Genomic DNA, 18,971 nt, shown 5'->3' with positions numbered 1-18,971 from the left:
GAGTGCATGGCGGGAACGAGCAAACGAAACTGGCTGCGCGCCAAGGGCAGCCCGAGTGAAAGTAGGGTGACCTTTCTCGAACTGTTCTTCGATCTCGTTTTCGTCTTCTCGATCTCGCAGCTCTCGCACGCCCTGGCGGCCCATTATACGCCGATCGGCGCTCTTGAGGCCGGCCTGATGACGTTTGCGGTCTGGTGGGTGTGGATATTCACCGCCTGGGTGACCAATTGGCTCGATCCCGACAAGATGCCGGTTCGGGGCATGCTCGTCGTGCTGATGTTGCTTGGCCTCGTTCTTTCCGCGTCTATCCCGGAGGCTTTCGGCGATAAGGGGCTGCTCTTTGCCGGCGCTTACGTGCTCATGCAGGTCGGTCGATCTCTTTTCGCGGCCTATGCGGTCAAGTCGGACGCCTCCAAGTACCAGAACTTCGTCCGCATCAGTAGCTGGCTAATTTTTTCCGGCGTGTTTTGGATCGCCGGCGGCCTGCTGCAGCATGACGCGCGGATGATCGCATGGCTTATTGCAATTGCCATCGAATATGCCGGTCCGGCGAGCGGCTTTGCCGTGCCGGGACTTGGCAAATCGACCACTTTAGACTGGGACGTGTCAGGCGCCCACATGGCCGAGCGTTGCGCGCTTTTCGTCATCATCTGCCTCGGCGAGGCGGTGCTGGTTTCGGGGCGGACATTTTCTGAAATGCCATTTTCAACGTTGACCGCGGTCGTCTTCGGGACCGGATTCGTCGGCACGGTGGCGATGTGGTGGCTCTACTTCCGTTTCGGCCACGAGCGGGCGGCGCATCGCATCGAGCACGACGAAAAGCCGGGAGGCGTGGCGCGGCAGGCGTTCACCTATGCGCATATTCCAATCCTGGCAGGGATCATTGTCCATGCCGTCGCAGTCGAGTTCATGTTCTCGCACCCGCACGAGACCGGCAATCTTGGCGTAATAGCGTCGGTGCTCGGTGGCTCCGGACTGTTCCTTGCCGGCAATCTCTGGTTCAAGGGAGCGACCAGCGCGCGCTTGCCGCTGTCGCACCTTGGGGGCCTCGTGCTGCTGATCCTGCTTGCCTTCATCGCACCGTTCATCGAGCTCTACCTTGCCGGTATCCTTGCGACGCTGGTGCTGATCATCGTGGCCGCATGGGAATATAAATCCCTTGCAGGGGGGGCAGTCGGCCACACCGTTCACTGAATCAGTCTTCGTAGACCAAGTCCTGCTGTAGGACACGGATGATCCGTTCCATCGAATCGGCCATCGCCATGCATTGTTCGATCGGTTCGGGTGACAGCACGCGCTCGATGAGATCGGTCTGAATAACCATGGCCTTTTGCGTGACATCGCGGCCTTCCGGCGTCAAAAAGAGCCGAAGCACGCGCTTGTCCTTCTCGTCGCTACGCCGTTCGATCAGCCCGCGCTTTTCCATCTGCGGCAGGAGCATGCTCATGTTCGAGCGGCCGACCAGCAGTTTGCGCGCGAGTTCCTGCTGCGAGATACCTTCGAAGCGGTAGAGATTGATGAGAATATCGAGATGCGGGGTCTTGATATCGAGTTCGGTGAGCGAGCGGCCGAGCGACTGCTGCATGAGCTGGCAAGCGCGGGCGACAGCGATCCAGCTGCGAAAACGCGGATGATCCCAGGGTAGGGATTGATTTTTGTTCATCGTTGTACTTTATTGTTCAGTGTTGAACATTGTTGGATTCCCACTATGACAAACTTTGCGCTGAAGGTCACCCGCCTCGGATTTTCGCTGTTGCAGTCGGTTTCGCCGCGCATCGCCGGAAAGGCGGCATTCCGTCTGTTTTGCGTAACGCCCTCCACGAAGCCCAAGGGCGAGAAGGCTAAAGCAGCACATGCAGCGGGCGCGGAAAAGCTCGCCGGAGCGGAGCGGTTCACGCTTCGTCTTACCGGCGGCGGACGGGCGCATGCCTATCGGCTGAACGGCGGCGCTTTGGGGCGCCGCCCCCGGTATCTTGTGACGCACGGCTGGGGATCGAGCGGCGCGTATATGGGCGATCTCGCGGAGACGCTGGCGGCAACCGGCGCGGAGGTGATCGCAGTCGACTTTCCCGGCCATGGCCGCGCGGCAGGGCGGGTTCTCCACATGGGCATGGCGGTGAAGGCAATCGCGGCAGCTGAGCGTCGATTCGGGGCGTTCGACGTTGCAATCGGCCACTCCTTCGGCGGCGCTGCACTGATGGTGGCGGCGGCAGGGATGCTGCCCGGTGTTACTGCCGTGCTCCCGGAGAAGCTCGCGCTGATCGGCTCGCCGAGCGAGATGCACTGGCTCTTCAAGGATTTCGGAAAGATGATCGGCCTTGGACGGTCGGCGCAACAGGTGCTTGAGACCGAGGTGTTCCGGGTCACCGGCCGGCGATTGGAGGAATTCGACGCGAGCAGGGCCGCCGACGCGATCCGGCGCCCGGTGCTGATCGTGCATGCCGAAGACGATAAGGAAGTGAACGCCAACCACGCGCGGCGTTACGCGGCGGCAAGCGATCATGTGCGGCTCTATTGGGCCAATGGGTTCGGGCATCGCCGGATCGTCGGGGCGCGGCCGGTTCTGGATGCAATCACCGGTTTTCTCGCTGAGGGCGATGCGGACAAAGCTGCTGAGATCATTCCGCTTTTCGATCTTCCCGCCAGGCGTATGTCATTGTAACGTCACGCTAGGCAGCTAAAGGCCGCCACGACAACGCGGGCAGGACAACCATGAAAATCGTCGAAACGGTGGAAGAACTCGCGGCGATCTACGCTGGCGGGTTGACGCAGGCATCCGTGGCCAAGGTGACGGATTGTCTGACGCCGCTGTATCGCGAAATGATCGAGGCATCGCCCTTCGTGGCGCTGGCGACCGTGGGACCCGAAGGGCTCGACTGTTCGCCGCGCGGCGATATTGGCGGGGTTGTGCGCATCATCGACGACAGGACGCTGCACCTGCCGGACTGGCGCGGCAACAACCGCGTCGATTCGCTCTCCAACATCGTCCGCGACCCGCGCCTGGCGCTGATGTTCCTCATTCCCGGATCGAACACAACGATGCGCATCAACGGGCGCGGCGTCGTGACCAATGACGAGGCGGTCCTTTCCAGCTTCGAGATGGACGGAAAATATCCGCGGACGGTGATCGTCATCACGATCGACGAGGTTTATTTCCAGTGTGCTCGTGCGCTGATCCGTTCCGAGCTATGGAACCCGGAAACCTTCGTCGATCCGAAGAGCCTGCCGACACCGGGGTTGATGCTGAATGCGGCGACCGGGGATTTCGACTACGAAACCTATGATCGCGAATGGCCGCAACGCGCGGCCAAGACGATGTGGTAAATTCAGTCGTTCTTCCGAATAGGCTCGCACGCAGGCTATCGATGGCTGTTGCTTGCGATAGCGACAGGTGTCGTGACGATCGCAGCTCATCGACGGCAACGGGCAGGCCGGGACGGTATCGGCTAAGATTTATGCCTTGTAGATCAGCCAGCTTTTTGTGAAGTCTTTCTGCATACCGTCTTCGAAGAGGACGCTGCAGTTGCGGCCGGAATTCTTGGCGCCGTAAAGCGCCACGTCGGCCTTGTGATAAAGCTCGCCGGCGTCCTCGGCGTAGGTTGCCATGCAGACGCCGACCGATACGGTGACGGGTCCGTAGTTGACCCTCGTGCGCGAGTTCGTGAAGGGTGTCGTTTCCAATGTGCGGCGGATGCGTTCGGCCGTTCCCATCACTTCCTCGGAAGTGTTGCCCTCGATGATCAAGGCGAACTCCTCGCCGCCGGTGCGGGCGACGAAAACGTCGCGGCGTACATTGGCTCGGATGACCGAGGCGACAGTCGCAAGGATCTTGTCACCCACCGGATGACCATAGGTGTCGTTGATCTTCTTGAAGTTGTCGATGTCAGCAAGCACGAGCGCGGTAACTGGACGCATTGCCGGATTGTTGAAGACGGCCGACAGGCGGTCGTCGAAGGCACGTCGGTTCGACAGGCGCGTCAACGAGTCAGTATTGGCAATGCGCTTATACTCGTCGAGTTCCTTGCGGACCTGATCCATTTCCTGCGAACGCTGAACGACGTTCTCGACCGTGCGTTCGCCGTGCGCCATGGTGTCGCCGGTTGCCTCGGTAAGCAGGGTGAGGGCGTTTTCGATAAGCTCCACGCTTGTATGGTTCTTCGAGCTGATCCGCTTGTAGGTTTCGCCGAGAAGCTTGTTGTAGCTCTCCAGCGATATTTGCTCCTGGCGAAGGACGCGCAACAGTGTCTCGAGCTCGGCGGCGATGCGACCGTGCGCGTCGTCGAACACGCGGGCAGGGCTGTGCGCAAAGTATTGTGCACCGAGGGCATCCAATTCGCCCTGCGTCGCCTGACTGCCGAGCGCCGCGAGGTCGCGAGTCAGCGCCGGGTTGGAGCCGATGTAGGCTTCGTAGAAGAGTTCGTAATTGCGAGGGATCGGCGCAACGCCCATGGAGCGCATGGCGAACGTGATCTGACCTGCCACGTCGGGAACCTGCGCCCTCGTTGGCGCTGCGGCCGTCGTCATGCGACTACTCCTCAATTGAATGTCAAATGCAGTCTTTAATTGGTTATCCTACAAATATTGGGAAATGATTAAGGGGGGATATACCAATGATTACATACGAGATTTGTCCGATCTTCTCCATACTTGCTTATCGCATTGATTTTATCTGAGAATTTGCATCGACGTAACAATTGTTGCGCCTTATGCGCGAGTAACGCGAAATAAAAAATCCCACCGGCCGTTTTGGTTGCTTTCGATCGTCTCTAAATTGTTGACAGTCGGCGTCGATTGGTCGCGCTGTTGTGCGTCGCCGAAGTGGCGCACGTCCCTTCCCAGCGAGCCGCGGGGCTCCGCTGGAAGGCCAGAGAGCATGAAAACGTCTTGTGACACTTCACCCATCGTGCTCGTCGCCGTCGTTGTCGCTGGGTCTGTCGCGCTGAACCAGCAGGACGGCTCCTTCGATGGGGTCTTGCGCAGCGCCGTCCTCGCCAGTGTGAGGGCAGAGGATGTACTCAGCATTGCGGGCTCCAAGAGCGAGATCGATAGCGCTGCGGTCGACCATCGGGCGACCGCAGCGACGAATTGAGGCCGATCAGCCGAGGTTGAATTCCTGGAAGAAGTCGTTGCCCTTGTCGTCGGTGACGATAAAAGCCGGGAAGTCTTCAACCTCGATTTTCCAGACGGCCTCCATGCCGAGCTCCGGATATTCCAGGACGTCGACCTTCTTGATGCAGTCCTGCGCCAGCCGCGCGGCCGGTCCGCCGATGGAGCCGAGGTAGAAGCCACCGTGCTTCTTGCAGGCTTCGCGCACGGCGCGGGAGCGGTTGCCCTTAGCAAGCATCACCATCGATCCGCCGAAAGACTGGAACTGGTCGACATAGGAATCCATGCGGCCGGCCGTGGTCGGGCCGAAGGAGCCGGAGGCATAGCCTGCCGGGGTCTTGGCCGGACCGGCGTAATAGACCGGATGGTTCTTCATGTAGTCGGGCATGCCTTCGCCCTTTTCCAGCCGCTCGCGGATCTTGGCGTGGGCGAGGTCGCGTGCGACGATAATCGTTCCCGTGAGCGAGAGACGGGTCTTGACCGGATGCTTGCTGAGCTCGGCGAGAATGCCGGACATCGGCTGGTTGAGGTCGATGCGGACCATCGATTCCGACAGGTTCGACTGGTCGATCTCGGGCATATATTTCGACGGATCCGTCTCCAGCTGCTCGATGAAGATGCCCTCGCGGGTGATCTTGCCCTTCGCCTGACGGTCGGCGGAACAGGAGACGCCGAGGCCGATCGGCAGCGAGGCGCCGTGGCGCGGCAGGCGGATGACGCGTACGTCATGACAGAAATACTTGCCGCCGAACTGAGCGCCGATGCCCATCTGCTGCGTCAGCTTGTGGATTTCCCTCTCCATCTCGATATCGCGGAAGGCGTGGCCGCTTTCAGAGCCTTCGGTCGGCAGATCGTCGAGATAGCGCGTCGAGGCGAGCTTGACAGTCTTCATGTTCATCTCGGCGGAGGTGCCACCGATGACGATCGCAAGATGGTAGGGGGGACAGGCTGCCGTACCTAACGTAAGGATCTTCTCCTTAAGGAAGTCGATCATGCGGTCATGCGTCAAGAGCGACGGGGTGCCCTGGTAGAGGAAGGTCTTGTTGGCCGAACCGCCACCCTTGGCGACGAACAGGAAGTCATAGGCGTCGGTTCCCTCCTCGTAGATATCGATCTGCGCCGGCAGATTGTTCTTGGTGTTCTTTTCTTCGAACATCTTGACAGGCGCGAGCTGCGAGTAGCGCAGGTTCTTCTTTTCGTAGGCGTCCATCACGCCTTTGGCGAGAGCCGAATAGTCCTCACCTTCGGTCCAGACGCGGCGGCCTTTCTTGGCCATGATGATCGCCGTACCGGTATCCTGACACATCGGCAGCACGCCGCCGGCTGCGATGTTGGCATTCTTCAGCAGATCGTAGGCGACGAAGCGGTCGTTGTCGGTGGCTTCCGGATCCTCGAGGATCGAGGCGAGTTGCTTCAGATGGCCGGGCCGCAGGAGATGGTTGATGTCGGCGAATGCCGTTTCGGCCAGCAGGCGAATGCCTTCCGGCTCGACGGTCAGGATGTCCTGTCCCTTGAAGCTGTCGACAGAGACGTAGTCGCTGCTGATCTTGCGGTATTGGGTGGAGTCTTTGCTGAGGGGGAAAAGATCGTCAGCCATCGAAGGGCCTTTCATGCGGACCGAAATCGCAGATGGTCTATTCGGGCATCTTCGCAATTGCAATAATTCTAAAACTTGTTTGTTTTAGTCATGAAAGCCCGTGAAAACACCGCCGCGAGGGCGGCGGTGTCTGCGACTTCGATCAGGCTCTTCGCCGGATTTACTTCGGGCCGATCATCGTTTCGGGACGGACGATCGTGTCGTATTCCTCAACAGTGACGAGGCCGCTCGCCAGGGCTTCTTCCTTCAGCGTCGTACCGTTCTTGTGTGCGGTCTTGGCGATCTTGGCGGCATTGTCATAGCCGATCTTCGGGGCGAGCGCCGTGACCAGCATCAGCGACCGGTCGAGGCCGGCCTTGATGTTGTCCTCGCGCGCCTCGATGCCGACGACGCAATTGTCGGTGAAGGAGACGGCGGCGTCACCGAGCAGCTGTACCGACTGGAGGAAATTGTAGGCCATCATCGGATTGTAGACGTTGAGCTCGAAGTGACCCTGGCTGTCGGCGAAGGTCAGCGCCGCGTTGTTGCCGAAGATGTGAATGCAGACCTGTGTTAGCGCTTCGCACTGCGTCGGGTTGACTTTGCCCGGCATGATGGAGGAGCCGGGCTCGTTTTCCGGCAACGCGAGTTCGCCGAGGCCGGCGCGCGGGCCGGAGCCCAAGAGGCGGATGTCATTGGCGATCTTGAAGAGAGCGGCGGCGGCCGCATTGATGGCGCCGTGGCTGAAGACCATCGAGTCATGGGCGGCGAGCGCTTCGAACTTGTTCGGGGCGGTGACGAAAGGCAGGCCGGTGATCTGCGCAATCTCGTCGGCGACCTTCTCGGCAAAGCCGACCGGCGCATTGAGGCCCGTACCGACCGCAGTACCGCCCTGGGCCAGTTCGCAAAGGCCGGGGAGCGTCATTTCGATACGCTTGATGGCGGAGCCGACCTGCGCGGCATATCCCGAAAACTCCTGGCCAAGCGTCAGCGGCGTCGCATCCTGCGTGTGCGTGCGGCCGATCTTGATGATGTGACTGAACTCGGTAACCTTCATGTCGAGGGCGGCATGAAGGTGCTTCAGGCTCGGCAATAGGTGGCGCACGATCTGCTCTGCGCAGGCGATATGCATCGCCGTCGGATAAGTATCGTTCGACGACTGGCTCATATTGACGTGATCGTTCGGATGCACCGGCTTCTTCGAGCCCATCACGCCGCCCAGCAATTCGATCGCGCGATTGGAGATCACCTCGTTGGCATTCATGTTCGACTGCGTGCCGGAACCTGTCTGCCAGACGACCAGAGGGAAATGGTCGTTGAGCTTCCCGTCGATGACTTCCTGCGCCGCATCAACGATGGGGTTGCCGATCGCCGGCTCGAGCTGGCCGAGCGCCATGTTTGTGCGGGCCGCTGCCTGCTTGACGATGCCGAGGGCGCGAACGATCGAAAGCGGCTGCTTTTCCCAACCGATCTTGAAATTGCCGAGCGAGCGCTGCGCCTGCGCACCCCAATATCGGTCATTTTGCACTTCGATCGGGCCGAACGTATCTGCTTCGGTGCGGGTGGAGGTCATGGCCATGCCTTTCTGTCGCGGTGCCTCTCAGAGATGCGGTCTTATAGGGCCGAAACCGGCCGAAGAAAACCGTCCAGAAATGAAAACATGAATGGGCAATTCATATTATTTGGCAGGATCAGTGATCTTTTAGACACGGCTGAATTTTTATCTTTCAGCGGCTTTTTGACCACTGTGTCTTAACGCGAAAATAAAGTAAAAAATTAACCAATAATTTCATAATTTTGTGTGAACTGCGGATCAACGCAAGCGTTCGTCGCGTTACTGTAGGTTGAGTTGGCCGAGGCTGGCGGCGGCGCCTGCTTTCTGCCATGTGACGCTCGCGCAGGATGAAACGAGTTCTGAGGCGGGTCTCGCCCGCGATTTGAAGACAGCATGACACTGGGACTGGATAAAAGTATGACATTCCTTCTGAGAGGTGCGGTTTCCGCACTCGCGCTTTCCTGCGGTATAGCTGCGATGGGTGTCGCGCCCGCGCATGCCTACACGTTGATGGATATGATCCGCGGGGATCGCGCGCGGACGCAGAGCACGATTGTCAATCCGAGGTCATCGGTTCCTTCGTTCCTTCAGTCGGCTCCGGACGCGCCGCTGCCGAAGGTGTCAAGCCCGCGCTACTATACCTACCAGCCCGATGCGATGCGCTTCGTCGATACCGGCAAGTTCACCGATCCTGTTGTCACAGGGGCAGTCGCCGACGCGTCGGCGGTGACCGAGACGATGCCGTCGGTTCAGCGCCGCTTCCTCATCGAGGCAAAGGTGCGCGCACCCGTCGACGTCGCCAAGGCGCTAGAGGCCTATTATGGTGACGTGAAGAACCCGCTGGTTTGGCTCACCGGAACGGATGTGAATGATCGCGCCAAGGCCGCGATGGCCGTATTGGCAGACGCGGCGTCGGTTGGTCTCGACGCGGCCGACTATGCGGTCCCGGTGCCGACCGAGGATCCGACCAATCCGGATCCAGCGATCCGCGACCGCGCCCTGACGCAGTTCGAACTGGAGCTTTCTGCCAAGGTGCTCGCCTATGTGCAGGATACCGTGCGCGGACGCATCGATCCGAACAAGCTCTCCGGCTATCATGATTTCAAGCGTAAGGATGTGAACCTCGCGCCGGTGCTGAAGCTCGCCCGCATGAGCCCGGATACGGCAGCCTATCTCAGAAGCCGGACGCCCGATGGGCCGCAGTTTGTTGCGCTCGAGGATGAGTTGGCGAAGCTGCGCGCCGAAGGCGCAAGCGACGACCGCATCGATATTGCCCTGAGCGGCCTGCTTCGTCCGGGCGATAACTCTTCCGAAATCCCGAATATCGTGAAGGCGATCGACAAGCGCGGTTCGGCCGCCCTCAAGGGCGAACATGCAGCGACGCTCGCCGCATATACAGGTAGCACCGACTATTCGCCGGAGATCGTTGCACTCGTCGAAGGTTTCCAACAGGAACATGGCCTGAAGCCGGACGGTGTCATCGGCCAGGCCACGGTCCGCGCCATGACCGGCGGCGACAGCAACGCTTCGAAGGTCGATAAGTTGATCGTTGCCATGGAGCAAGCGCGCTGGCTGCCGGCTGACCTCGGCTCGCGTTACGTTTTCATCAACCAGCCAGCCTACATGGTCTATTACCACAACGACAACAAGGAACAGTTGTCGATGCGTGTCGTCGTCGGTCAGCCGTCGCACCAGACCTTCTTCTTCCAGGACCAGATTGAGACGGTCGAGTTCAACCCGTTCTGGGGCGTGCCGCAGTCGATCATCATCAACGAGATGTTGCCGCGCCTGCGCTCCGACCCAAGCTATTTGGATCGGATGGGCTATGAAGTAACGGTTGGCGGCCGCGCCGTGGCGTCGTCCAGCGTCGACTGGTACGGGTCTACGACCAACGTCTCGGTGCGCCAGCCGCCGAGCGACGACAACGCCCTTGGCGAACTCAAGATCCTGTTCCCGAACGCGCATGCGATCTACATGCATGACACGCCCTCGAAGAGCTTCTTCAAGCGCGACATGCGTGCCCTCAGCCATGGTTGCGTGCGCCTTGCTGAGCCGCGTGCGATGGCGGCAGCCGTCTTGAACACTTCGGTGGACCAGATCGGCAAGGAAATCGCCACAGGCAAGAACCACGCCTTGCAGGTTCCGCAGAAGATACCGGTTTACGTAGCTTACTTCACGGCCTGGCCGAACAAGGATGGCGTCGTGCAGTATTTCGACGACGTATATGGCCGCGACGCCTATGTGCAGAAGGCCTTCGAGGCCACGACGAAGGCACGCGACGCGCAGATCTGACCGCGCCGAGCAGATAACACGACAAAGGCGGCCGGCGAGCCGCCTTTTGCTTTTGCGTCAGCCTGCTGCCGCGGCCGGCTCCGCGGAAGCAAAATCCCCGATCAGTTCATCAACGAGCGCAGGCGTCAGCTCCTTGAAATGGGTGATGACGCGGGTCGGCGCGAGAGTCTCGACGGGGACGTCGGAATAGCCGAACGGCACGGCGATCGAAGGCACCCCCGCATTTCGAGCAACAAGAATGTCGTTGACGCTGTCGCCGACCATGATGGTCCTGCGGACGTCGCCGCCGGCGCGTTCAATGGTTCCGAGAAGATGCTGGGCGTCCGGTTTCCTGATCGTGAAGGTATCGCCGCCGGTAATGGTGTTGAAATAGTGAGTGAGTTCAAGCTTCCCGATGAGGCCGCGCGCCAGACCTTCGAGCTTGTTGGTGCAAACGGCAAGCGTGTAGCCGGCGCTCTTCAACTGATCCATTGCCTCGACAAGGCCCGGGTAAGGGAGCGTATGTCCGGGCATGTTGTCGGTATAGTGTGTGATGAAGCGGTCGAGCAGGGCCGGGATCTGCTCCTGTGATAGCCGATGTCCCCGAAGGTTGCAGGCCCGCTCGATCATCACCTTGGCGCCTTGTCCGACGAGATGCGTGAGGTCGTCGTAGCCGACTGGTGCCAAACCGATCGCGGCGATCGTATAGTTCAGGCTTTGCACGAGATCGGCGTGAGTATCGAGCAGCGTTCCATCGAGATCGAATACAACGAGGGCAGGGGTCAAGGATTCCGCCTTTCAGAAATGGTGTCATTCGGCAGTAGGTGATGAGGACGGGAAAAGCAACGTTTCGCGGCAAACGCGACCAGTTGTAAATGCTCACGGCTTTTCGAAAATCATTACGCTATTTTGGCTTTCGTTTGGCAAGCGAGCCGTGTAAACAGCACATCCAACGCAATAATCGGAGTGAGCGGCGCATGGATGCCCGCGAAATGAAGATCAAAGCCGCCGAGGCGGCACTCGCTCATGTCGAATACGGCATGCGGCTTGGAATCGGAACCGGGAGCACTGCCGAAGAGTTCGTGCGCCTGCTCGCGGAAAAGGTTGCCACCGGTTTCAAGGTGGAAGGAGTGCCAACCTCTGAACGCACCGCGAGGCTTTGCCTCGAGCTTGGCGTTCCGCTGAAGTCACTCGATGAACTGCCCGAACTCGATCTGACAATCGATGGCGCAGACGAGGTCGATTCCGACCTGACGCTCATCAAGGGGGGCGGTGGCGCACTGCTGCGCGAGAAGATCGTTGCTGCGGCATCGCAGCGCATGATCGTCATTGCCGACGAGAGCAAACTGGTGGCGACACTGGGCGCCTTCGCGCTGCCGATCGAAATCAATCCGTTCGGGCTTGTCTCCACGCGCATGGCAATCGAAAAGAAGGCTTCGAAATTGGGGTTGGGCGGCAGCCTGACGCTGCGCCAAGGCGGTGGCGAAGACTTCATGACGGACGGCGGCCACTACATCATCGATGCATCTTTTGGCCGCATTCCTGATGCAGAGGCGCTTTCAAACGGTCTGAATTCAATACCCGGGGTCGTTGAACACGGGCTCTTTCTCAAAATGGCGGCGCTTGCGATCATTGCAGGTCCAGCAGGTGCGCGCACGCTGCGGGCGAACAGGTAACAGGAGCATTGAAACTTATGATTAAATTTGCAGGTCTTGGCCGTTTTGCTGCTGCGACCGTTATTCTCTCGGGCGTCGCATTTGGCTCTGCCGCACACGCTCAGGAAGCCTCTCCGGAGCAGTTGAAGGCAGCCCGCGCTGCCATCGACGCGATTGGCGCCACTGCGCAGTTCGACAACATCCTGCCTGGCTTGGCTGAACGCCTGAAGGCCGATCTCATCCAGGATTCGCCGAACTACCAGGATGCGATCACCGCTGAGGTCGACAAGCAGGCCTTGGCCCTTGCTCCGCGCCGCGCCGACCTCGAGAAGGAAGCCGCGTTGACCTATGCCAAGGCATTCTCCGTCGAGGAACTCAACGCGATCGCCGAGTTCTACAACTCGCCGGTTGGCAAGAAGCTGCTGAAGGATGGCCCGATCGCATCGCGCGAAACCGTGAAGGCCGCCGACATCTGGGCGCAGGGCATTTCTCGCGATCTGCAGAAGCAGGCGAGCACCGAGCTCAGCAAGGTCATCAAGGCGCCGCCGCCGGCCGCCGATCCGGCCAACCCGGCCGCAACGGCCGCGCCGAAAGCCGCTACGCCGGTCGCAAAGCCGAAGCCGTAAACTGGCGTCAATAAAGATCAAAAGCCCGGCATCGTCCGGGCTTTTGTTTTTGCGGCGGTCGATACTATATCACTTTCACCTCACCAGCCGATTCTGGAGTTTCTCATGACGTCCTACGACTACGATCTCTTTGTCATTGGCGGTGGCTCAGGGGGTGTTCGCAGCGCCCGCGTTGCAGCCGTGCTCGGTAAGAAGGTCGCGATCGCAGAGGAATACCGCTACGGCGGAACATGCGTGATCCGTGGCTGCGTACCCAAGAAGCTTTTCGTCTACGCGGCTCAGTTCCACGAGCACTTCGAGGATGCCGCCGGCTTCGGCTGGACGGTGGGCGAGAGTTCGTTCGATTGGAAGAAGCTGATTGCCGCGAAGGACGCCGAGATTGCGCGATTGGAAGGGCTCTACAAGAAGGGGCTTGCGGGGGCGAACGCAGAAATTCTGGAAACGCGGGCCGAGCTCGTCGATGCCCATACGGTTCGACTGATCAACACCGGCAAGACGGTGACCGCCAGGACGATTGTGATCGCGACCGGTGGCCGGCCGAACCCGCACATGGCTTTGCCGGGCAACGAACTCTGCATATCGTCCAACGAGGCCTTCCATCTGGACGAGCTCCCGAAGTCGATCGTGATTGCCGGTGGCGGTTACATCGCGGTGGAATTTGCTAATATTTTCCATGGCCTTGGCGTCGAGACGACACTGATCTACCGTGGCGCGGAGATCCTTTCTCGTTTCGATCAGGACCTTCGCCAGGGGTTGCACGAGGCGATGTCCGCCAAGGGCATTCGTATTCTCTGCCACGACACGCTGGAGAAGGTATCGAAGCAGGACGGCCGTCTTTCCGTTGAGACGCTGAACAACGGCACGCTGACGGCCGATGTCGTGATGCTGGCGCTTGGGCGCATCGCTAATACCGAAGGCCTCGGCCTGGAAGCGGCCGGCGTGAAGACTGACGAGCGCGGAGCGGTGGTGGTCGACGAATATTCGCGCACCAGCGTCCCGCACATCTATGCGCTTGGCGATGTCACCGACAGGATACAGTTGACGCCGGTGGCGATCCACGAGGCGATGTGCTTCATCGAGACCGAGTACAAGGATAACCCGACCAAGCCGGATCACGAAACGATCGCAACGGCAGTCTTCTCGCAGCCTGAGATCGGTACTGTCGGGCTGACCGAGGAGGAGGCGGGCAAGCGCTACAAGGAACTCGAGGTCTACCGTGCCCAGTTTCGTCCTCTGAAGGCGACCCTGTCAGGGCGTGGCGAGAAGATGATCATGAAGCTGATTGTCGACGCGTCCGGTCGGAAGGTCGTCGGAGCGCATATCCTCGGCCACGATGCCGGAGAAATGGCGCAGATCCTCGGCATCGCGCTCAAAGCCGGCTGCACCAAGGACGATTTCGACCGGACGATGGCTGTGCATCCCACGGCGGCGGAAGAGCTCGTCACGATGTATGCACCGAGCTACCGCATACGGGATGGCATCCGCGTCTGACGCCGATCAGCTTGTGATGCGAGGCGTACGGATGACCTTGAGGAAGAGCGCCTGCATGGCATCTGTGATGCCCTGGGTCGGCGTGACCTCGAAGTAAAGACCGGGCGAAGCGCAGCTCTGCATCTTCGTCGGGATTTCGCTCTGGAAAGGCTTGATCCAGGTGTTGTACCAGCTGTTTTTCGGCAGCGGCAGGTAGGTGGTGTAGAGCACTGCGATCTTGACGCCGCGATCCTTCAGCGGTTTGCAGAAGGAGATGTCGATCGGCTCCTGGCAGCGCTCGCCGGTCTTCGGTTTCGTGCAGTTCGACTTCTTGCTGTCGCCGACGCCGTCCGACACGAAGAACAGAATCTTCTGCGGCTGGGCTTCGGTGCTGCCATCGCCCGGTGTCGAAATGATCTTGTTCATCTGCGTCAGCGAGTTGTCGAAGCTTGTTTGCTGGTCGTTGTTATAGCCCTGTCTCGGAATAGACATCAAAGTGACGGCGTTCGTATAGCTTGCGACCTTGGCAAGGTCGGTGATTGGCTCGGAAATCGTTGTCAGGTTTACGTCCTCCGCCTTCTTGCCGAAGGTGTAGACACCCATTCTGAACTGGTTGTCGGAGGCGCGCTCGGTCCTAGCCGTTTCGGTCAGTTTCTGGGTCGCCTGTCGCACAACGTCTACGCGGAGTGCAACGTCGTTGTTGCGGGCGATATTATAATAGCTGTTCTTATCCTCGACGCCGGCTTCAGACACGACGTGGCACGCGAAAGCGCAGGTATCGGGCGTCTTGCTCTCCATTTTCGCGACGTCCGCAGGCGTGGCGCCGACACCCATCGAGGGCGTATTGTCGATCAGGATGTAGAAATCCATGAACGAGGCCGTCTGAAACATTGCCGTTGCGGTGCCTGATATGTCGACGCTCTTGCGACCGAAGATCTGCATGAAGGTCGTCGGAATAGACGCAGTAAAGGTAACCGCGGAGTTGAGCTTGTTGGATGCGCGGCTGACCTGGACATTGACGGCGACCTGGCTTGCCGTCAGTTCACCCTGCATCTGGCCAACGAAAATGTTTCGCGCGTCGTCCTGTCCGGTCGAGATCGGCCCGTCGCTGGTCATCTTCATTGCGGCGGCGGCTGCGGCCGACTTCTCTGAAATCGCGCCGACGGCTGCTGCGTCGGCCGCCGCGTAGAGCTGCGTGCGGAGGCTAAGCGCGTGCGCGAAGTCGACGGCCACGCCTGCGGATCCGATGAGCGGCACCATCAGGATGGCTGTCAGCATGCCGAAATTGCCAGAACGGTCAGTACAGAAACGATACAAGCTGCGCACGAAATCAGTCCCACGGTTCCACCATGCCATCGGTGTTCAAGCGGGAGTCCTCATGACGCCCCATCAGAATTGATGGGTTTCTACGGTATAAGCTTAAATTAGATACAAACTGTCTTGGTATATTGATCGTTAATCGCACGCCCGCTGTTTGAAAACACGTCGCCGAATTCCTTTATATCGTTCGTTGTTCGTCGATTGAATCGGTAGCGCCAAAGAGCGGAACGCCGCTATGCAAGATGGTGCTAAAGGTTTATAAGCCGCCCAACATTTTTAGGACGGAACATCCGGACTGGACCGGATGCTGGAACAGGTGAGTGAGATGGCACAGAATTGGACTCCGAGCAGTTGGCGGCAAAAACCGATCCAGCAGGTTCCGGACTATCCGGACCAGGCGGCATTGGCAGCAACGGAAGCCCAGCTCGCATCCTATCCGCCGCTCGTTTTTGCGGGCGAAGCGCGCCGTCTCAAGAAGCACCTTGCCAATGTTGCCGAGGGTAACGGTTTTCTGCTGCAGGGCGGGGACTGTGCCGAGAGCTTCGCCGAGCATGGCGCGGACAACATCCGCGACTTCTTTCGCGCGTTCCTGCAGATGGCCGTCGTATTGACGTTCGGTGCGCAGTTGCCAGTCGTCAAGGTCGGCCGCATCGCCGGTCAATTCGCCAAGCCACGCTCCTCCGGGATCGAGACGCAGAACGGCGTTTCGCTGCCGAGCTACCGCGGCGACATCGTCAACGGCATCGAGTTCACCGAGGAAGCGCGTATTCCGAACCCGGAGCGCCAGGCGATGGCCTACCGCCAGTCGGCGGCGACGTTGAACCTGCTGCGCGCCTTTGCGATGGGCGGCTATGCCAACCTCGAGAACGTGCATCAGTGGATGCTCGGTTTCGTCAAGGATAGCCCGCAGGGCGAGCGCTACCGCAAGCTTGCCGGCCGCATCAGCGAAACCATGGACTTCATGAAGGCGATTGGTATCACCTCGGAAAACAATCCGAGCCTGCGCGAGACGGATTTCTTCACGAGCCATGAAGCGCTGCTGCTTGGTTATGAAGAAGCGCTGACGCGCGTCGACTCGACGTCTGGCGACTGGTACGCGACCTCCGGTCACATGATCTGGATCGGCGACCGCACCCGTCAGGCTGATCACGCGCATGTCGAATATTGCCGTGGCATCAAAAACCCGATCGGCCTCAAGTGCGGTCCGTCGCTGCAGGCGGACGACCTCCTGAACCTGATCGATATCCTCAATCCGCAGAACGAAGCGGGCCGGCTGACGCTGATCTGCCGCTTCGGACACGACAAGGTCGCCGATCATCTGCCGCGCCTCATCCGTGCGGTCGAACACGAAGGCCGCAAGGTCGTTTGGTCCTGCGATCCGATGCATGGCAACACGATCACGCTCAACAGCTACAAGACCCGTCCGTTCGAGCGGATCCTGTCGGAAGTCGAAAGCTTCTTCCAGATCCATCGCGCCGAGGGCTCGCATCCGGGCGGCATCCACATCGAGATGACCGGCAAGGATGTGACAGAATGCACCGGCGGCGCCCGTGCTGTGACAGCAGAGGATCTGCACGATCGCTACCACACGCATTGCGACCCACGTCTCAACGCCGACCAGGCGCTGGAGCTTGCCTTCCTGCTGGCCGAGCGCATGAAGGGCGGCCGCGACGAAAAGCGGATGGCCGTCAACGGCTGATCAAACAAGACGGAAGAAAAGGAGCCCGGCCGACGCCGGGCTTTTTTATTGGATTAGGACAGACTGTGGGGCGGGCGTTGGTCGTGCCTACAAGGCTTCGCCGGACGTGATGCCGAGCGTCTCCAACCCAGGCCGCCGACTGTTGGGTGGTGTGCTAGCGGATCTGACTGGCGGCCCAGTGGATCGCGCTGTCCAGTTCGGCGAACTTTGCGGATTGCCAGTGGAAATAGTCTTCGATGAATATCCGGGAAAGCCACAGCGCACCGCGGTTGCGAGGGCTTTCCCAGCCAAGCAGGTTATCCGTTTCGGCGCGCTTGAACATCCGCTTCAGATTGGTGAGGGAGATGCCGAACTCATTTGCGAGTTCGCTGATACTCACGCCCACTAGCAGGACGCGCTTGTGCTCCCGCGCATCGTCGGGGAGGCGGCTGATCAGATCGTGCAGCACGAGGCCGCCGACATCGGACCAGAGGAAGTGGCCGATACTGCTCCGTGGCTCCTTCCAGATCGGCTCCTGGATGAGGGCGCGTGCAGCACGCGGCTGCGCGAGATGAAAGAGCCGGGGCTCGTCCGCGGTTAGACTGGCACGATTGCCGTCGTCGAGTTGATCAAGGCAGGCCATATGCCCCAGGAACCACGAGGCCATGGCTTCCTCGCTGACCTCGGTCGTCTCGAGGCGACGCAGGCGCCGATCGGGCATTTCATCAGGAGCATCCCGCAGAAATTTGTAGGCGATGAGTTCGGCAAGGAATGAGGCTGCCGTATTTTTGCTGGCGAGATCAAACTCCTCGGCGACCTGCATCATGCGACCAGCCGTCAGCCCTGAAACGGGTTTGCCTCGATCGCGTCCGGTATGCATGGCAAACAACGTCTGCGTCAGCAGCCACTTTTGGTGCGAGGCGGCGAGGCGGGCAAGACGAGGAGCGCGTTTGTGAATGCCGATAAGATGGAGCGCGATCTGACGCTCGATCGACAGAAACAAGGGGTGATGAAGGATTTCATCGCGTGTATGCAGTCGGCCAGTGAACATCGTCTTCGCGGTCGGATAGAATTCGTTCCAGTTGCTCCTCTTACATTTGTGACGGTGTTTCAATGCGGAACTTGGTGAGCGGGTCGTTAATTGCTCGGTATAGTTAAATTCTACGGCCCGGGATCATTTCGTCAACTTGGCAGGCGCTGATTCAGCCGCTCGATGTCTTCGCGCAATGCTGCAATTTCGGTGAGCACCCGCATGTCTATCTTCTGATGCAGGGAGAGAACCTCAAGTTCTGCTTTGAGATTGACTTCGTAGTCTTTCGCCGCCTCGAAGCGATCGCGCTCTGCTTGCCGGTTCTGCGACATCATGATGATGGGAGCCTGGATTGCGGCAAGCATCGAGAGCACGAGATTGAGGAAGATGAAGGGATAGGGATCGAAGGCGCGGGTGAATAGGACGACGGTGTTTACGACGCACCAGAAGAACAGGAACAGGAAGAAGGCGACAATGAACGACCAGGAGCCGCCGATGCGGGCAATCGAATCCGCCAGGCGCTCTCCAGCGGAAGATTCCGCCTGCAAGGCCGCGTTAATGTCCGTCGAGATTATCTTGCGTTCGTGGGCTTTTGCGAGAACGCGCTTCTCGATTTCGCCGAGTTCATCGGGTTTGTCGAAGTGATGGTGGATGAGGTCCGATAGGTTATGCATTGCCGACTCC

General features: G+C 59.6%; 17 protein-coding genes. 9 read left to right on the top strand and 8 right to left on the bottom strand.

The window, feature by feature from the left end; all coding sequences use genetic code 11:
* The first annotated feature begins 6 nt into the window (after positions 1-6).
* Positions 7-1,194 carry a low temperature requirement protein A gene (locus WGT02_RS12830; protein WP_024312812.1) on the top strand — a complete coding sequence of 396 codons (1,188 nt, stop codon included), beginning with the start codon at positions 7-9 and terminating at the stop codon, positions 1,192-1,194.
* A gap of 1 nt (position 1,195) precedes the next feature.
* Here WGT02_RS12830 and WGT02_RS12825 read toward each other — a convergent pair whose 3' ends face one another.
* Positions 1,196-1,663: a MarR family winged helix-turn-helix transcriptional regulator gene (locus WGT02_RS12825; RefSeq protein ID WP_024312811.1), complete on the bottom strand. Its 468-nt coding sequence runs from the start codon at positions 1,661-1,663 to the stop codon at positions 1,196-1,198.
* A 45-nt stretch (positions 1,664-1,708) separates the two neighbouring features.
* Here WGT02_RS12825 and WGT02_RS12820 point away from each other — a divergent pair, with 45 nt between their 5' ends.
* On the top strand, positions 1,709-2,662 hold the full coding sequence (locus tag WGT02_RS12820; RefSeq protein ID WP_208250287.1) for an alpha/beta hydrolase: 954 nt from the start codon (positions 1,709-1,711) through the stop codon (positions 2,660-2,662).
* Positions 2,663-2,712: 50 nt separating this feature from the next.
* Positions 2,713-3,324, top strand: a complete 612-nt coding sequence (locus WGT02_RS12815) for a pyridoxamine 5'-phosphate oxidase family protein (RefSeq protein WP_208250289.1) — start codon at positions 2,713-2,715, stop codon at positions 3,322-3,324.
* 129 nt (positions 3,325-3,453) lie between these two features.
* Here WGT02_RS12815 and WGT02_RS12810 read toward each other — a convergent pair whose 3' ends face one another.
* Complete coding sequence (locus tag WGT02_RS12810) at positions 3,454-4,524, bottom strand: GGDEF domain-containing protein (RefSeq protein WP_208250291.1); 1,071 nt, start codon at positions 4,522-4,524, stop codon at positions 3,454-3,456.
* 349 nt (positions 4,525-4,873) lie between these two features.
* Here WGT02_RS12810 and WGT02_RS12805 point away from each other — a divergent pair, with 349 nt between their 5' ends.
* Complete coding sequence (locus WGT02_RS12805; protein ID WP_208250292.1) at positions 4,874-5,089, top strand: hypothetical protein; 216 nt, start codon at positions 4,874-4,876, stop codon at positions 5,087-5,089.
* 6 nt (positions 5,090-5,095) lie between these two features.
* On the opposite strand, the gene WGT02_RS12800 is transcribed toward WGT02_RS12805, so the two are convergent.
* Positions 5,096-6,703 carry a fumarate hydratase gene (locus WGT02_RS12800; protein WP_208250294.1) on the bottom strand — a complete coding sequence of 536 codons (1,608 nt, stop codon included), beginning with the start codon at positions 6,701-6,703 and terminating at the stop codon, positions 5,096-5,098.
* Between the two features lie 160 nt (positions 6,704-6,863).
* The gene (gene fumC, locus WGT02_RS12795; protein ID WP_024312805.1) at positions 6,864-8,255 is read right to left on the bottom strand and encodes a class II fumarate hydratase; all 1,392 of its coding nucleotides are present in this window, start codon (positions 8,253-8,255) and stop codon (positions 6,864-6,866) included.
* A 399-nt stretch (positions 8,256-8,654) separates the two neighbouring features.
* Between fumC and WGT02_RS12790 the strand changes: the two genes are divergently transcribed.
* Entirely contained in the window at positions 8,655-10,529 is a 1,875-nt protein-coding gene (locus tag WGT02_RS12790) for a murein L,D-transpeptidase (RefSeq protein WP_024312804.1), read from the top strand.
* 57 nt (positions 10,530-10,586) lie between these two features.
* On the opposite strand, the gene WGT02_RS12785 is transcribed toward WGT02_RS12790, so the two are convergent.
* Complete coding sequence (locus WGT02_RS12785) at positions 10,587-11,294, bottom strand: HAD family hydrolase (protein WP_037069758.1); 708 nt, start codon at positions 11,292-11,294, stop codon at positions 10,587-10,589.
* A 191-nt stretch (positions 11,295-11,485) separates the two neighbouring features.
* Between WGT02_RS12785 and rpiA the strand changes: the two genes are divergently transcribed.
* From rpiA to gor, 3 genes are all read left to right on the top strand, one after another.
* A complete protein-coding gene (gene rpiA / locus WGT02_RS12780) occupies positions 11,486-12,184 on the top strand; it encodes a ribose-5-phosphate isomerase RpiA (protein WP_208250296.1) in 699 nt (232 codons plus the stop codon).
* A 17-nt stretch (positions 12,185-12,201) separates the two neighbouring features.
* Complete coding sequence (locus WGT02_RS12775; protein WP_024312801.1) at positions 12,202-12,789, top strand: DUF2059 domain-containing protein; 588 nt, start codon at positions 12,202-12,204, stop codon at positions 12,787-12,789.
* A 105-nt stretch (positions 12,790-12,894) separates the two neighbouring features.
* Positions 12,895-14,280: a glutathione-disulfide reductase gene (gene gor / locus WGT02_RS12770; RefSeq protein WP_024312800.1), complete on the top strand. Its 1,386-nt coding sequence runs from the start codon at positions 12,895-12,897 to the stop codon at positions 14,278-14,280.
* Positions 14,281-14,286: 6 nt separating this feature from the next.
* Here the strand turns inward: gor and WGT02_RS12765 are convergent, their stop codons facing one another.
* Positions 14,287-15,615: a TadE/TadG family type IV pilus assembly protein gene (locus WGT02_RS12765; protein WP_208250297.1), complete on the bottom strand. Its 1,329-nt coding sequence runs from the start codon at positions 15,613-15,615 to the stop codon at positions 14,287-14,289.
* 289 nt (positions 15,616-15,904) lie between these two features.
* Between WGT02_RS12765 and WGT02_RS12760 the strand changes: the two genes are divergently transcribed.
* Positions 15,905-17,278, top strand: a complete 1,374-nt coding sequence (locus tag WGT02_RS12760) for a class II 3-deoxy-7-phosphoheptulonate synthase (RefSeq protein WP_024312798.1) — start codon at positions 15,905-15,907, stop codon at positions 17,276-17,278.
* Between the two features lie 154 nt (positions 17,279-17,432).
* On the opposite strand, the gene WGT02_RS12755 is transcribed toward WGT02_RS12760, so the two are convergent.
* Together WGT02_RS12755 and WGT02_RS12750 are read right to left on the bottom strand one after the other, a co-directional pair.
* Positions 17,433-18,308 (bottom strand): hypothetical protein, encoded by an 876-nt coding sequence (locus WGT02_RS12755; RefSeq protein ID WP_208250298.1) that lies wholly within the window; start codon positions 18,306-18,308, stop codon positions 17,433-17,435.
* Between the two features lie 131 nt (positions 18,309-18,439).
* Positions 18,440-18,961, bottom strand: coding sequence for a DUF1003 domain-containing protein (locus WGT02_RS12750; RefSeq protein ID WP_024312796.1), 522 nt, complete (start codon positions 18,959-18,961; stop codon positions 18,440-18,442).
* Positions 18,962-18,971 lie beyond the last annotated feature (10 nt).

Source organism: Rhizobium sp. T1470, assembly GCF_042140505.1.
Taxonomy (GTDB): domain Bacteria; phylum Pseudomonadota; class Alphaproteobacteria; order Rhizobiales; family Rhizobiaceae; genus Rhizobium; species Rhizobium favelukesii.
The sequence above is the reverse complement of the archived record's forward strand: the minus strand, read 5'-3'. Positions and strand labels throughout refer to the sequence as shown.

Excerpts from the sequence above, each read along its gene's own strand:
- WGT02_RS12765 (WP_208250297.1), bottom strand. The coding sequence starts at position 15,615 with ATGGCATGGTGGAACCGTGGGACTGATTTCGTGCGCAGCTTGTATCGT.
- WGT02_RS12800 (WP_208250294.1), bottom strand. The coding sequence starts at position 6,703 with ATGGCTGACGATCTTTTCCCCCTCAGCAAAGACTCCACCCAATACCGC.
- WGT02_RS12830 (WP_024312812.1), top strand. The coding sequence starts at position 7 with ATGGCGGGAACGAGCAAACGAAACTGGCTGCGCGCCAAGGGCAGCCCG.
- WGT02_RS12825 (WP_024312811.1), bottom strand. The coding sequence starts at position 1,663 with ATGAACAAAAATCAATCCCTACCCTGGGATCATCCGCGTTTTCGCAGC.
- WGT02_RS12755 (WP_208250298.1), bottom strand. The coding sequence starts at position 18,308 with ATGTTCACTGGCCGACTGCATACACGCGATGAAATCCTTCATCACCCC.
- WGT02_RS12805 (WP_208250292.1), top strand. The coding sequence starts at position 4,874 with ATGAAAACGTCTTGTGACACTTCACCCATCGTGCTCGTCGCCGTCGTT.
- WGT02_RS12750 (WP_024312796.1), bottom strand. The coding sequence starts at position 18,961 with ATGCATAACCTATCGGACCTCATCCACCATCACTTCGACAAACCCGAT.
- WGT02_RS12790 (WP_024312804.1), top strand. The coding sequence starts at position 8,655 with ATGACATTCCTTCTGAGAGGTGCGGTTTCCGCACTCGCGCTTTCCTGC.
- WGT02_RS12810 (WP_208250291.1), bottom strand. The coding sequence starts at position 4,524 with ATGACGACGGCCGCAGCGCCAACGAGGGCGCAGGTTCCCGACGTGGCA.
- WGT02_RS12760 (WP_024312798.1), top strand. The coding sequence starts at position 15,905 with ATGGCACAGAATTGGACTCCGAGCAGTTGGCGGCAAAAACCGATCCAG.
- WGT02_RS12815 (WP_208250289.1), top strand. The coding sequence starts at position 2,713 with ATGAAAATCGTCGAAACGGTGGAAGAACTCGCGGCGATCTACGCTGGC.
- WGT02_RS12820 (WP_208250287.1), top strand. The coding sequence starts at position 1,709 with ATGACAAACTTTGCGCTGAAGGTCACCCGCCTCGGATTTTCGCTGTTG.
- fumC (WP_024312805.1), bottom strand. The coding sequence starts at position 8,255 with ATGACCTCCACCCGCACCGAAGCAGATACGTTCGGCCCGATCGAAGTG.
- rpiA (WP_208250296.1), top strand. The coding sequence starts at position 11,486 with ATGGATGCCCGCGAAATGAAGATCAAAGCCGCCGAGGCGGCACTCGCT.
- WGT02_RS12775 (WP_024312801.1), top strand. The coding sequence starts at position 12,202 with ATGATTAAATTTGCAGGTCTTGGCCGTTTTGCTGCTGCGACCGTTATT.
- gor (WP_024312800.1), top strand. The coding sequence starts at position 12,895 with ATGACGTCCTACGACTACGATCTCTTTGTCATTGGCGGTGGCTCAGGG.